Origin of the sequence: Staphylococcus pettenkoferi (assembly GCF_002902685.1) — a bacterium.
Lineage (GTDB): Bacteria > Bacillota > Bacilli > Staphylococcales > Staphylococcaceae > Staphylococcus > Staphylococcus pettenkoferi.
On record NZ_PPRN01000024.1, the window covers coordinates 45,953 to 60,585 of the forward strand.

Consider the following 14,633-nt stretch of genomic DNA (forward strand, 5'->3'; position numbering starts at 1 on the left):
CCTTTATATGAATTTGAGACATAATTCTTAGTTTTAAGAGTCCTATCTATATATCCCTTTGGTAGATCATTATTTTTATCAGATGAAAATACATTTTTAGGTGCTGTTGGTAATTTATTGTCTCTCCTAAATACTTAGTTCTACAAATTAAAAAGAAACACTCTAATCCCTCGAAACAATAATATTAAAACAATAAACAAATAGAGAGTGTGTTGTGTTGATTGGGGTTAATGTAATATTTGGTGTTATAGGAAAGTATTAAAATCTCTAGATACAATTGCAACACAAGTAAAAGGTGGGAGTAGGTGAGACTCTTGAGGGATTAAGGGCACAGCGAAAATCCAGTAATGATACGCAAAGCGTGTCATTACTTAGTTGAGGGTTCGCGGTAGCTGACTGAGTTCGAGAAGGTATTTTACTTTCTCGAACTCTAGTCATCCTCGCGGGGGAAGCACTACGAAATCACAGATTTCTGTGCTTCTCACCCTAAGGACGCGAGCCGTTTCTCCCACCCAATACGTAGTATTATTTGTTAGAACGAAAATTTAGAAACTCTATCCTTATATCAACACACCCTATTCCTAGAAACACCTTATTAAACCAAACACAAACAAAAGAGAGAGGGTGTGGTGTTTGATTGTAGAAATGATTAGAAAGAAATTTATCTTCAGCTGGTATTATTGCAATACAAGTTAAAGGGCCGGCGTGACTCTTGAAGGAACAAGGTCGAAGCGAAAATCCAGTAATAATGCGCAATAAGCATTATTACTTAGTTGAGCAAGACCCCTTAAGAAAGCATCGCCGAGCCCAATACGCAGTATTGCAAATTAGTCACATGATACAACATTCTTTCGAATACAAATTAGTCACATGACATTACATTCTCTCGAACACAAATTAGTACAACGCACTAAATTCCTACGAACCAACACATCAAAAAACCCGCAGACACCATCCATCTGCGGGCACCAAATCCATCTACTTTCTACTTTTAACCAACAAATACATAAAGAAAGGAGAACCAATCAACGCCGTAAAGATACCCGCCGGCACCTCTTTCGGCAAGAACAACGTCCTACCAATCAAATCACTAACCAACAAAATCATCGCACCAATCAACGCACTACTCCACATACGCGACCTAAACTGATGCGCACCCATACGCATCGCAATATGCGGCGCAATCAAGCCCACAAACTGAATACCACCAACATAACTCATCGAAATACCAATCAAGATACTCATCGAAATCAACGCAAACACCGAAATAAATTGATAACGCACACCCAGCGCATCAGAAATATTTTTACCTAAATAATGAATATCCATCGAACGAGAGAAATATGTCAACGCAAACATCACGATCGCAAGCACAATCGTAATCAAGATCGCCTGATAATACTCAGCTTGATGAACAGAGCCCGTAATCCAAATCTGAGCCTGACCACTACGCTTATTCGACGTCAGAATCAAGAACATAATAATCGCCTGACAGAGAATATTAAAGCTGACCCCAATCAAGATCAGACGATTGCGTTTATAGTTCTTACGTAAAGCTAAGAGATACAGTAATGCCGTAATCACAATCGCACCGAGCATGGAGAAGATCGGTTGGTATTGAATCGGCATCAATAAGGCTTCAGTACTCGTCGTCAATACGATGAGAAAGACGAGAGAGCCCACGTTCGCTCCTTGTGAAATACCGATAACGTCTGGTGAAGCGAGTGGGTTCTTCGTGATGAACTGCAGCACACACCCTGCTACACCGAGCGCTGCTCCAGTCACGATCGCTAAGAAGACCCTCGGCAGTCTTAAATCTGTCACTACCAAGTTCGTGTAAGCATCGGCACCGTTAAAGAGTCCACCGATAACATCTTGTGGCATGAGCAAATGGTCACCAAGCATCAATGTGAGTAAGGTCGTCAACAACAATAATACGGTTAAGATAATTAAACGCTTCATTCTGTTAACTCCTTACGTTTTAAGATCAGATAGATAAATACCGGCGTACCGAGCAGTGCTGTCGTAATCCCTACTGGAATCTCACGTGGCATCAATAGATAACGACTCAAGATGTCACTGAGCATCAATAGACAGCCGCCAAGCAAGCCCGACATCGGTATGATGATAAAATGATTGTGCGTTCGACAGAGTAGTTTCGCTACGTGCGGTGTAATCAGGCCGACAAAGGCAATTGGACCTGCGAGCGCTACAGCAGAACCACTCAATAAGACGACCGCAATCATTGTGATGACTTTAATCGATAGAATCTTAGCACCTAAACCTTTTAAAGCATCCTCACTCAAAATATATAAGTTCAGTTGACGTGCCATATACATAGAAATGATGAGACCTACGACGATAAACGGCCAAATATACATCAAGACGTTGAGATGCTTGTTCGCGACAGAGCCGTTGAGCCAACTGATAATTTCCTCAATCGCTGACTCGTTGTAGACGAGCAAACCTTGCGTAACCGCCATACAGAATGCGCTGATACTCGCGCCAAAGAGGGTTAATTCCATTGCGGTAAAAGGGCGTAACGGCAAGCTTGTCGCTAAGATAATCATCGTCGCAACAATAATCGTACCGAGGAAAGCCATAAATGCAAGCTGGAATGAACCGTTGACGCCGAAACCAATCAACATGATCACGACCATTAAACTCGCACCACTGTTTACGCCCATGATTCCCGGACTTGCGAATGGGTTACGTGTAATGGTTTGGATCATCACACCACTAATTCCCATTAAAACGCCGACAACCCCGCCCAATACTGCGCGAGGTAGTCGTAATTGTGTTAAGATACGTTGATCTTTGATCTCTTGACCTAAGATCAGATGTTTCCACACGTTTACGAATGAGAAGTGTTTATACCCCAACATCATACTCAAGACAAAGAGTACGATAAATAATCCAGTAAACGCGAGAAGCCACCAAATGTATCTATTTTTCATTTAACATTTTGTCCTTCACTTCATCGATCATTTGATTTGCAGATAACACACCACCGGAAGTGTTCCAAACTCCGTCATCTACTTTATATACATGATCTTTCTTAGAAGCTTTCAGTTTCTTGAATTCTGGATCATTAACCCAATCTTTCTCTAGTTGTGATACTTTCTTATCTCCATCTTGGAAGGTGAAGTAGAAGAGGTAATCTCCATCCATCGCTTTAATACGTTCTTTTGATACGCCTTTTTCAACAAAGTCATCTTTGTCTTGGCCTTTCGGACGTTTAATACCTAATTCTTTAAGTACGATACCAGTGAATGTACGTTGATGATAGATACGTACATCACCAGGCATGAAACGAACGATTGAAACAGATTCATTCTTCTTGTCGCCAAGTTCTTTCTTCACTTTATTCACGTGGTCGTCGTAATCTTTGAGTACTTCTTTACCTTTCTTCTCTTTACCTAAAGCTTTCGCGTAAAGGTTGAAGTTCTCTTTCCAGTCACCGCGGAGTTCTTTAGAGAATACAGTTGGCGCAATCTTAGAAAGTTTTTTATATTGTGCTTCTTGTCTGAATTTATTACCGATGATTAAGTCTGGTTTCAACTTCGCAATCTTCTCTAAATCTAAGTCACTTTCGCCGCCCACAGGTTTAATGCCTTTGTATTTGTCTTTCAAGTGTGGGTACCAAGGGTCACCTGCGTATGAGTTCGCTGCGCCTACAGGTTTCACGTCCATCGCTACTGCTGCTTCTGTCCCTTCGTTCGTCAACATGACTACGCGTTTCGGATGCTTAGGTACTTTAGTTGTCCCCATCGCATGTTTGATTTCACGCGTATCCTTATCCTTGCTTGAAGATTTACTATCATTACCGCCGCCACATGCAGCAAGCATTAATACGAGTATCAATAGTACAGGTATTAACCTTTTCATTATAACTCCCTCTTTCTATGTATAGTTATTTAAATAAAAAAACAGATGATATTCATTCTCAATTATAGCTAAGTGAGAACTCTTGTCAACTGGAAATTAAATAAATTTTATTTTAGGGAGATTGTGGGATAAGAATTGTAAGTGACTAATGTCGTAAGCATAACTTCCAGCCTTTTTAAAAATGACCCAATCCCCTGTCTTGAGCGACTTGATTGAATACGGCGGTCCGAAGACATCATTAGGCGTACATAACTTACCTGCCAATGTGACTTGTTGATTCTCGATCGATTTCACACGCGAAGATGTTGTTTCAACATGCAGAATGTCTAATGGGTGATTGTGATACCACACCTTCGGAAAACGGAAGTGATTCGTACCTCCGTTGAGTAAGACGAACGTTTTGCCATGCATTGTTTTAATATCATAAACATTCGCCGCGTAATAGCCGATTGGTGCTGTGATAAAGCGACCCAGCTCAAAAGTAAGCTGTGGGAAGGTCTCGATTTGGGATGCAAAGGTTTCAAAATCGAATTGCGTCTCGCCTTCGTAATTGACGCCAATCCCTCCGCCAACATTGATCGCGTAGTCTGCCGGCAGTCTTAAACTGTATTTTTGAGCGAATGCGATGGCATTTTTAATAAAATCAACATGGGCTTGCTCGTCTAAATTATTACTCATGGAATGGAAGTGAAAGCCTGTAAGTTGAAGTTCCGGCGTAGCCTCGCATATTTCAAAGGCCTCTTCTAAGTCGTCGTAAGGAAGACCAAACTGTGTAGGTACACCCGCCATCTTGAGCTTGGCTGACGACTCGATATTGCTTAAATTAATGCGTAACATCACTTCAACTGAGCGTTCAGACTCCGCTAATAAAGATTGAAGTGCATCGAGTTCGTACAGACTTTCCACTTGAATGGATTTCACTTGATGCGCTAAGGCATAAGCAAGATTGCCTCTCGTCTTAACTGGCCCGCCGTAAATCATAGGCGCCGTCGCTGAAACTGCGCGTACTTTCTCAATCTCACCCGGTGAAGCAACCTCGAAACCCGCCACATAGGGTACGAGGGTTTCAAGGATACGAGGATGAGAATTGGCTTTCACCGCATAATAAATGGCATGTTTCGTCGTCGAAGTGAGCCAGTGAATCCGTTGTTCTAACGTCGTTAAATCATAAATGTAATAATCTTGTTCTGGATCAGTAAGTAAATGTTTAATGCGTTCCATAGTCATGCTCCTTTGTAAACATCAGTAAGACACATAAAAGTGTCAGTATTAACCCAACAATCATCGTCACGTATACTACGTGCAGACCGAGGTGTTCGAAGATAAAGCTGAGTAAGATACCTCCGAGTGGGATGAAACCTTTGTCCATCATCGAAATGGATAGTACAGAACCGCGATATTTCGGCTCAACCCATTTCTGTACAAGAATGCGATTCGTCGTTCGGAATGCTTGAGATGCAAAGCCCATTAAGACTAACACGATGGCATAAAGCCAAGCTTGGTGAATAAACATCAATGGCACAATTAAGACGATAAACAGTATCGACCATAAGCGTAGACTTCTGAGACTCCCTTGGCGTTCAGAACGCATAAAGATGAGCAGAATCAGAATAGAACCTGCCGCAATCATCGCTGTAAAGAGTGAATAAATCATCGTGTGACGACCGAATTGTGCATCGACAATACTTGGTAATACGATGGTATAAGAGAAGCCGAACAGCATCGCAAACACGCTTGAAACCATCAACAGTACGATGACCGGTTGAGACTTCAAGTAAGCGCCAATCTTGTGTCGCTCTTTCTTCTTACGGTGAACTTCCGGTAATACGCGATTCAGTAAAATCACACAGATACTGCCTAGAATCGGTAACGCTAGGACGATGTATGAGCTGATAGCACCGAGTAATAGCCCACCGATAAACGGACCGATTAAACGTGAAACGTTAAGAATCAAGGCATTGAGACTAATTGCTTTGTGTAGCTTTTCCTCAGTAACAAAGCTCGGGATTAACGCATTGCGTTGAATCGTATCGATCGCTTGGAAGAATGACCGAGCCATGATGATGACTAAGATAAGATAAATATTCCACTGTTGCCATAACGCACCAACGACACCGACAGTTAGGACGATATTCGCCAGATGAATCAAATACATGAGTTTCGTCGAACTGATGCGATCAATCATTTTACCTATCACAAACGCAAAGACGAGCTGCGGAATCAAACGAGCAAAGTTGATGTACGCGATATAAATCGCACTTCCTGTGAGCTGCAGCGTGATCCAGTTCAATGCAATGATGTCTACCCAGTCGATCGTCCGCGCGAGACACTGAGCACTGATGAAACGGATATACGGATTAAACTTGAACATTACGCGCCACCAACAACGGATTCGCCCGCTTCACATAAATATCCTGACTCTCTTCCGCAATACGCATCGTGAGCAGTGCTTTCTCGTTAATCGTCTCAGTGTAAAAGGCAGAGCGGTCTGCTTCCGCATGTGTTAATCCTTGCGCTTCAAGATTATCGAAGGTCGTTTGGAAAATAGCGTTGATATGTTGCCATAGTGCGGCTTCATCATAACCGTAATCTTGGCTAAAGTGCGTGACCAACGTTTGGAGATGGTTGCTAATCAACGTGTTCTGCACTTTCTCGTACATCCCCTCTGTCGTCGCATTCGTTAAGGCTTGAGTGAGTTCCACCCATTCAGGAATGCGCGAGCTATCAATACGCAAACCTCCGAAGTCACGGACGTGGAGACGCGTCGGCATCCCATGCTGAAACTCAAACGACATATTCTGAAGATGGGCTTCTAAGCCAACCCCATATTTCGTCATTAAAGTTACCGCCGTTTCTACGAGCAAGCGCGTATACTGTTTAAACCACGCTAATGGTTGATGGAGCGATTGCGCCATATCCACGAGCGTCGTATACACTTTCTCACCCGCTTCATTACGCTCAAACAGACACGTAGCCGTATAGAGCGACGCATTGACCGGAATATATTGCGCGTTATTCTCACGCAAGATAAAGGACAGGTTACGCTGCTTATCTTCTTGTGAGTGGCGATACGTCATGCCCCCGTATTCTTGAACAGGAAAGCTAATAGCTGCTAAACGTGCGTCATTGTTGTAGATATAGTTAAAATACTCACCGATATTTCGTGAATTGATAATACTGTTATTACTAATCGAACGAATTGTCGAAGTCATTTGTGAATTGACCGGCAATTTCAGAATCGGTGTAACACCATCAATCGGGCAGACCGTGCGGAAAGACGACGTACTCTTGACAAGACCGCCACGATGTTTGAGTAAAATGATGTCTTGATTAGCGATTTCCTCGGCATAGACGTGTTCGAGTACGTGTTCAAATTGATAAGGGTGCACTGGAATTAAATCATAGTTGTGTGGAATTTCTGCTAAATAACCACTGAAATCGACGAGTGTTTGCATTTCTGTTTCTGATAAATTGTTAAACAGAAGCCCTCGTTTTACGAGAATCCAGTTCAATTTAAAGGCTTGGTTATACTCTGGCGAATATTGCATCACTTCTTGGAACGACAGCCCAAGTTTCGTCTTCGCACACGGATGAATGTTGTGTCCTTGAATGACGTATTGTTCGCCTTGTAGTAACGGATGATCACTCTTCGGCATATTCTGGCAACATGTGATACTCATCGCTTGATTAATAAGGTGATTCTCGATTTCGACTTTGAGTTGGTCATAATCATAGTTGCCTTTGCTGAGTTGACTTAACCAATGGATAAGTTCTAACGGATCTTGCAAGATTTGCTCGTCATCGTTGTGATAGAGTGTGAGTTTCTTCGTATCTTCCTCAAACTCTAAAAATATTTCCTGGGAAATGTAGAGCCGTTTCATTTGTGGATGCTGTTCTACTCGATGAATTGGCGGCGTTAACTCATCAAATAGACACTTCACTAACTTAGTAAACGTAATATCAATACTCTCTTGAATACAACTTTCTACGTAACTGCATTCGTACCGGTACGTATGCGCAAATACTTCATCTATCCATTGCATGTCGTTGTCGCTCCTTTCTCGTAAAGCGGATTATTAACGTACGTATGTTGGTAATCATAGCCATCTTCATAAATACGCATCTTCAATAGTGATTTAATACGAAAAGTAGGTTGCTGCAATAAATCAATTTGTGGCTGATAACGGTCATTATATTTACGAAGTTGTTCACGAATGATGTAGTAGCCGATAGATGGTTCGTAACCATACTGTTCTAGTACACGGATAAGTTGGAACAAGTGATTGTAAAGCACAGAATGTGAGAATACTGCAAGTAGTTCATCAAAGTCATCTGTGATAAGACCAGTCGAACCATCGATATCGACATCTCTATCGAAGAGTCGCACGCCTCCGAAATCGCGAACGTAAATCTTCGTCGGTAAGCCCTCTTGAATTTCAATCGTACTATTCTGCATGTGCGCTTCGAGACTAATCCCCTCTTCTAAAAGCAGACGATACGTCGCTTCGAGTAGGATGGCAGTGTATTGTTCAAGAAATTGTGTTGTCGCTGTTTCAAAGGAGAGATTTTGGCGTTCCATTAAGCGTTCAATACATTCAATCAAGATATGTTGATCAGTAATAAAACTTTTCGTAATCAAACTCGCACAAACGAGGTGATGCGTTTGGTGCGCTTGAGTCGTTTCAGGGAGCCGTTCACGTAGTAAATAACTCACTTTATTCGCGTGTGCTTCATCGATATTTAAAAACGCACCTGCTAGGTCCCTCTGAATCGCGCTATGATGATAGTCGCCTCCAGCATAGATTTGCGCTACCGCTTCACTCAATGCAATACCGTTGCGAATAGAAGGTGGCGAAACATTGCGTACAGCGCTGGTCGCTTGGACATTCACCGCCGTTTTCACAATGGCGTTAAACTGTGGCACGTCTAGCGTTCTAAACGACAATAATGGTCGTGCTGAAATAGCATGTTGATAGAGTGGGATGAGCTGTTCCTGCTGTAGTAATTCCGGGTATTGTTGTCGAACGAAATGTTCCAGTTGCCATTCATGAAGAAAGAGTATTTCATAACGTGAAATATCGATATTCTGTGTTGATAACTCATTCTGAAGTTGTTCAAACCACTGCGTATATTCCGGGCTGAGCGTTGAGTGAGTAGGATGAATTTGTGTCACGAGTTCTGATGCACAGAGTACTGGAATAATCCGCGCTTGCTGTCTAAATTCTGGAGAGAATGTGATGACCTGTTCGGAATTAAATCCTAACTTCGTCTTCGTCATCGGATGGAAAGGATGCCCTTCCGTAACGCTCTGCTCAAAGAAAGTATCGTCTAAACCTTCCCCGTGCACGAAATCAAAGATGTCTTTATAGTGCGGACTGTAGCGCTCACGGTCTTGTTGATATTGAAGATAGCTGAGCGTGAGGTTCTGTTCTGAGTTGGCAAGTTCAGCTTGGATGCGACCATCTGATTCTAACTGTGTGAGATCGAGTTGTTCAAAATCTGCAAGCTGACGGACACGTTGTTGAACTTCTTGTTGTGCTTCCGTTTCAGCTTGGTGCAACTGTTTTTCAGTCACTTTTGGAAAATGTTTATGTATATCGCTCAATTGAGCGTTCCTTGTTAATTTCAAAAAATCACTATCCTTTGTCTATTTATGATAATGAGAATCGTTATCAATTATATAGAACTTATGCTATTTGTCAATGAACTTTTATAAATTTAGAAATTAAGTGGAATTTGTTTTGAATTTTCAAGAATTAAAAAATGGAGTGAGACCGAAATCGACTTGATTTCGTAGTCTCACTCCTGCGTATTAACCTATAACATTCTATTTTTCTGCCATTTCTTTCAAAGTTTTAAAGAAAATCTCGCGTTGTTTTTCAAGTGAAATAGGGTCGTTATATTGTGTTTCTGAAACATCAAATTCAATGACACGATGGTTTTTAACGGCATCTAAATTCTGCCAATAATTTGTGTTCTCAAATGAAGGTTGATGGTCACCTTGCTGTGCTATAACAGCAATGTCGCCAATATAATCGTTGAATAATTCCGGTTTCAAAGGTGTCGCAAACTTACTTTTAGTCGCTTCAGCAAGCTTATCTGGCTGTTTCAAACCATAGCCTTCATAAATAATTTCTGTGCCACGGCCGAGATGGGTGCTAAATGCCATGATCCCTTTCGGCGTCTCTTGAACTACAGACGCTGTCTTACCTTTAATAAACGGCTCTAACTCTTTCTTATCTTTCGCTAATTTCGCGTCCCAATCTTTCAACCACTGGTCTGCTTTCTGCTCTTCACCAACAAGTTTCGCCAAATTCTTCGTATTGTCTTTATATGTCGATTTCTGTGCATCAAATGCCACAGTCGGCGCCACTTTCTTGAGTTTCTTTAAATTTTTATCTTCAACAGTTGTAATAATTAAGTCTGGCTTCTCTTTTACGACCGCTTCAACATTGGTATTATCTATTCGCTTAATCCCTTTAGTTGCTTCGTTCAAGACCTTGTTCTGTTCCACAAACTTCGGAACTGCCACAGGTTTATGACCGAATTTCACTAAAGCACCTACATAGGTTGGGTGTAAAACGACGATACGTTGCGGATCAGTAGGCACTTTGACTTTATCGCCATTATCAGAAGTATAAGTTTGATGTGATGCGCCTTTATCTCCTTTTGATGATGAGTGACTTTGTTTGCTGTTTGTGCCACACGCCCCTACAAATAACATCAGACATAGCACTAGAATAATTAATTTTTTCATATTTCTCTCTCCCTTTGTCCAATAACGACAATTTTATTATTTAAACGATATTTCAAATAAGGCATCCATCTCAATACGCCTAACCCTTTCCACCGATGTGAATAATAGTCAAACAGGCTATGTTCTGAAGTGACACGCAACGTTTGTGGAAGTATTTTTACGAAATCCGGCAAACGATTATAGCCAAATTTGAAACTTGGCTTTGAATCCAATCGAGAAACAGTGGGATGGTAATGCGTATGGTCGGCCATGAGCTGTGAACAACATTCCACAATCATCTGTAGTTGATGCTGATTGAACTTCTGACTGACGAAATTGAAAAACTGCTGCACTTCACTACGCTCAAAGTACATCAGCACGCCTTCAACAATGATGAGAATTTCACTCTTCTCAGAATAGGGGGACCACGTCATCACATCATCCATCCACGTTTCATCTAACATCGATTTCGCTATGAACCGATTGAGTTCCGTCTCTGTGAAGAACTGTTTCCTGAGCAAGATGACTTCCGGTACGTCTAAATCAATCCACGGAATGTCTTCAAGATTCAAGCGTTGCCTTCTCGTATCTAAACCGCACCCGATATTGATGATGAGTGGCCGTCTCGCTTGTTGAATAAAACGCCTCACGAGTTGGTCGATTAACCACGTGCGAACACTGATACCGACTTGCGTCATCCATGAGCCACTAAACTTATCAAAGTTATAATCTAAAGAGGCCATGATTTTCTGAGATAATGGATCTTTGATAATGCCGCGTGGTCTCTCGGTTTCGTAACTTCGTGCTACTAGTGGAATCAACAGCGATTCAGGTATACCTTGCAGTTGTGTCATAGCTGTTCTCTCCTTTGAGTTAGGTAAAATGAGTGTATGATATTGATAATCATTATCAATTATAGCATAATAGTAACTATCTACAAGTACTTATTTGGGAGGCTATGTAATGAAACAGTTTGTATTTCACTTCGACAAGGACGGTTATCACATTGCTGTTAAGTTACCACGCAGTTATTATCAAGCATGCGATAGTCGTTATCCTGCATTAATCGTTCACGATGGCGACGATTTATTTAAAAAGTTAAAAAGTGAGATTATTTTTATCGGAATCGAATCACCTAAGCGTGCCCACGACTTTACACCTTGGGCAGCCCAAGTGAATGACCAAGAAACTAAGGGACAAGCGGATCAATACTTAGGTTGGTTGGTGGAAACTTTAATTCCTGATTTACGTGCGCAATTTCGCATTTGCGATAAGCGAGAGAAACTGGGCATCAGCGGCGCTTCGTATGGGGCACTCGTTGCGTTATACGCGTTGTATCGTTATCCAGAAACCTTTGGCAAGTTCATGCTTATTTCACCGTCTCTTTGGTACCCTAACTTTATTGAATTTATGAAACGTGAAGTGTCTATTTCTACAGCAGTTGATGTCTATTGGTACGTAGGTTTGAAAGAAGGTATTCGCCACACACATCGCCTTAAAGAAATGGTTCCGAATAGCTTAGAAGGACAACGTTTGCTAAAAGGAGCCCTACAAAATCATGATGCCTCGTTATACTTTGAAACATCACGACGTGGCATTCATAGACAGCGCTATTTTAAGAAATACTTTAAACGTGGTGTATGCCAATTATTCTAGTTTTGGGAAATATAGAAAAGCTTCAACCCGAACGATAATTTAGACTTACCTGTCTTTGTCGTTCGAATTGAAGCTTTTTTGAGAAAGTGATAAGAAAATTCGGTGTTATTTCATTTTCATTCATGAAATCTCACAATTACTCATTTTTAAGACTACCCGGTGTCTTAAATTATTATTTTTATGCGCTACTCTTCTTATTCAAATCTCACAATCACTCATTCATTTCGGCTTTAACTTTCACATGTTTACGTGCTATTTCATTCCCATTTTGATCATATTTTACAATCTGACCATCCTTCGCTGGTGAATATGAGCCAAGCAACTCTCCATCTTGATTACGATATTTCATAGTCCAAACGTCTGGATGCTTTGGATCATCAAAACTTACGTTGTCCCATAAATACTGGTTATCAATAGGATGGCCCTCAAAGTCTTGAATTATTTGATGGATTTGAGAACGCATATGCGCCATCGTTGTAGGTAGAGCAGCCACACTGTCCGTATCAGGTTTCTGTTTCGCTTGTTTCACTTTTTCCGTCAGTTCAGGCCAAGCGCGATGATTTTTATATTTATCATATAGATCTTTAATATTCACTTCTTCACCATTTTTGAGCAAATCATTGTAGTCAACGACCGTCGTTTGTGTCCCACCGATATATATTTTCGAATCACTCACTCCAATGATTGATGCTGCATCCTCAACACCTGGATATAGCGAATAGAATTTCATCCCTTCCGGCGCATTACTCACATTGAGTTCCTGCTTTAATATTAAATGATTAATAATATAATTCATTTTACCCGCAGGTGCATTTGCCGTGTAGAAACCTGTGAGAACTTCATTTTTTGTCAATATATGTTTTTGGTTCGTTTTTGCATAAAATGCTAAAGCAAGACGCTGATCTTCTGATAATTGCGAGGGCGCATCTGCTTGTTCGGATTGCGCTTGCTTATCTTTATGACCTTGGGATTTTTCTGCCTGTTGATTATCTTTCTTTTTAAATTTTTGATGCGCTTTCTCTTCGTGGTGCTTTTTATCTTCATGATGTTTGTGTGTTTCTTTATGTGCTTGAGTTTCTTTGTGCTCGTGACTCTCTTTCTTTGTGTGTTGCCCGTCATGTTCATGACTTTGGCCACATGCCGCAAGTAATAGTAAAGCTGTACCACTCGTTAATAGAAGTTTTTTCATCGCTGTAACCTCCATACTTTTTCATTTATAGTAAAAAGAGATATTTTCTTTGTGTAAGCCCTTTCATGTCAATTATACACAACTCTATTTAAATTTGAGTATTTAATATCAAAGCACAGAGGTGTCTTTAAATTATCGAGCCAATACAGCAAGCTATCGATGGAGAATATTTATTGTTTTCTTGTGATTACTTTTTCAAATCACGAAATGCGTTACTTAATTCTCCCAACTTGATTACCGATCTTCACTTTTAATCTTCTTACTCTTCACTTTTTTACCATTCTTATCGTACTTCACAATTTTATTATCTTTAATCGTATAAGTACCTAAGACTTCACCGTCTTTATTACGGTAGCTCACTGTCCAATGGTCAGAATCATCAAAGCTGACATTATCCCATAAATATTTATCACTTAGCTCTTTTCCTTCAAATTCTGATATCTGATGATACATTTGTGAACGCATATGTGCCATCGTTGTAGTACCTGTATCAGCATCCTCGACATTTGATTCTTTCTTCGCTTTTTTCACTTTATCAGTTAATTCAGGCCAAGCTCGGTGATTCTTGTGTTTCTTGTATAAATCTTTTACTTTAATCTCTATACCATTATTCAACATCTGTGAATAGTCTTGAAGTTGAGCTTGTGTGCTTCCTATAAACAACTTCGACTTACTTACGCCAATCACAGATTCTGCTTCTCTAGTTTGAGGATGAACAGTATAGAACTTCATACCTTTCGGCGCATTATCCACATCCCCCACTTTTTGTAAAACGAGATGATTAATTTGTCGTTTTTCATCCCCATTTTGACCTTTATACGTATAAAAACCAGTCAATATATCATTTTTAGACAACATATAATCTTTACTATTATTATCATAAAATGCGAGCGCAAGGCGTTGATTCTCTGATAATTGAGAGACTTTCTCCTGTTGAGAATGCGCCTTGTTCCCATCTTCACCCTGACCTTGTCCGCATCCTGTAAGCAATAATAAAGCCGCTCCACTTGCTACAAACAACTTTTTCATCCCTATAACCTCCATAAACTTCAACCCAATCATGATGACCTACATTTTTAATTGAGCTACTATGATTTTATGTATTATTTATAGTCGTAAAAGAAATAATATTTTTATGTAAGCCCTTTCATATTTATTATACAC

At 40.6% G+C, this 14,633-nt stretch carries 12 protein-coding genes; 1 reads left to right on the forward strand and 11 read right to left on the reverse strand.

What is annotated here, in order from left to right:
• Positions 1 to 978: 978 nt before the first annotated feature.
• The 9 genes from CD126_RS05460 to CD126_RS05500 form a co-directional block, all read right to left on the reverse strand.
• Complete coding sequence (locus CD126_RS05460) at positions 979 to 1,962, reverse strand: FecCD family ABC transporter permease (RefSeq protein WP_049407983.1); 984 nt, start codon at positions 1,960 to 1,962, stop codon at positions 979 to 981.
• Entirely contained in the window at positions 1,959 to 2,957 is a 999-nt protein-coding gene (locus CD126_RS05465; protein WP_049407985.1) for a FecCD family ABC transporter permease, read from the reverse strand. Before CD126_RS05465 ends, CD126_RS05460 begins: the two co-directional genes overlap by 4 nt.
• Complete coding sequence (locus CD126_RS05470) at positions 2,947 to 3,888, reverse strand: ABC transporter substrate-binding protein (protein ID WP_103370149.1); 942 nt, start codon at positions 3,886 to 3,888, stop codon at positions 2,947 to 2,949. The genes CD126_RS05465 and CD126_RS05470 overlap by 11 nt, the downstream gene beginning before the upstream one ends.
• A 96-nt stretch (positions 3,889 to 3,984) precedes the next feature.
• Positions 3,985 to 5,109, reverse strand: a complete 1,125-nt coding sequence (locus CD126_RS05475) for an alanine racemase (protein ID WP_049407989.1) — start codon at positions 5,107 to 5,109, stop codon at positions 3,985 to 3,987.
• Positions 5,096 to 6,259, reverse strand: a complete 1,164-nt coding sequence (locus tag CD126_RS05480) for an MFS transporter (RefSeq protein ID WP_103370150.1) — start codon at positions 6,257 to 6,259, stop codon at positions 5,096 to 5,098. Before CD126_RS05480 ends, CD126_RS05475 begins: the two co-directional genes overlap by 14 nt.
• The gene (locus CD126_RS05485; protein WP_103370151.1) at positions 6,246 to 7,931 is read right to left on the reverse strand and encodes an IucA/IucC family protein; all 1,686 of its coding nucleotides are present in this window, start codon (positions 7,929 to 7,931) and stop codon (positions 6,246 to 6,248) included. Before CD126_RS05485 ends, CD126_RS05480 begins: the two co-directional genes overlap by 14 nt.
• Entirely contained in the window at positions 7,919 to 9,493 is a 1,575-nt protein-coding gene (locus tag CD126_RS05490) for an IucA/IucC family protein (protein WP_049407995.1), read from the reverse strand. The genes CD126_RS05485 and CD126_RS05490 overlap by 13 nt, the downstream gene beginning before the upstream one ends.
• A gap of 222 nt (positions 9,494 to 9,715) precedes the next feature.
• Positions 9,716 to 10,645: an ABC transporter substrate-binding protein gene (locus CD126_RS05495; protein ID WP_049407997.1), complete on the reverse strand. Its 930-nt coding sequence runs from the start codon at positions 10,643 to 10,645 to the stop codon at positions 9,716 to 9,718.
• Positions 10,642 to 11,478 carry a class I SAM-dependent methyltransferase gene (locus CD126_RS05500; RefSeq protein WP_103370152.1) on the reverse strand — a complete coding sequence of 279 codons (837 nt, stop codon included), beginning with the start codon at positions 11,476 to 11,478 and terminating at the stop codon, positions 10,642 to 10,644. The genes CD126_RS05495 and CD126_RS05500 overlap by 4 nt, the downstream gene beginning before the upstream one ends.
• Positions 11,479 to 11,587: 109 nt before the next feature.
• Between CD126_RS05500 and CD126_RS05505 the strand changes: the two genes are divergently transcribed.
• On the forward strand, positions 11,588 to 12,280 hold the full coding sequence (locus tag CD126_RS05505; RefSeq protein ID WP_103370153.1) for an alpha/beta hydrolase: 693 nt from the start codon (positions 11,588 to 11,590) through the stop codon (positions 12,278 to 12,280).
• 211 nt (positions 12,281 to 12,491) lie between these two features.
• Here CD126_RS05505 and CD126_RS05510 read toward each other — a convergent pair whose 3' ends face one another.
• Together CD126_RS05510 and CD126_RS05515 are read right to left on the reverse strand one after the other, a co-directional pair.
• Positions 12,492 to 13,469 carry a hypothetical protein gene (locus CD126_RS05510; RefSeq protein ID WP_103370154.1) on the reverse strand — a complete coding sequence of 326 codons (978 nt, stop codon included), beginning with the start codon at positions 13,467 to 13,469 and terminating at the stop codon, positions 12,492 to 12,494.
• A gap of 234 nt (positions 13,470 to 13,703) precedes the next feature.
• Positions 13,704 to 14,498: a hypothetical protein gene (locus CD126_RS05515; RefSeq protein WP_103370155.1), complete on the reverse strand. Its 795-nt coding sequence runs from the start codon at positions 14,496 to 14,498 to the stop codon at positions 13,704 to 13,706.
• Positions 14,499 to 14,633 lie beyond the last annotated feature (135 nt).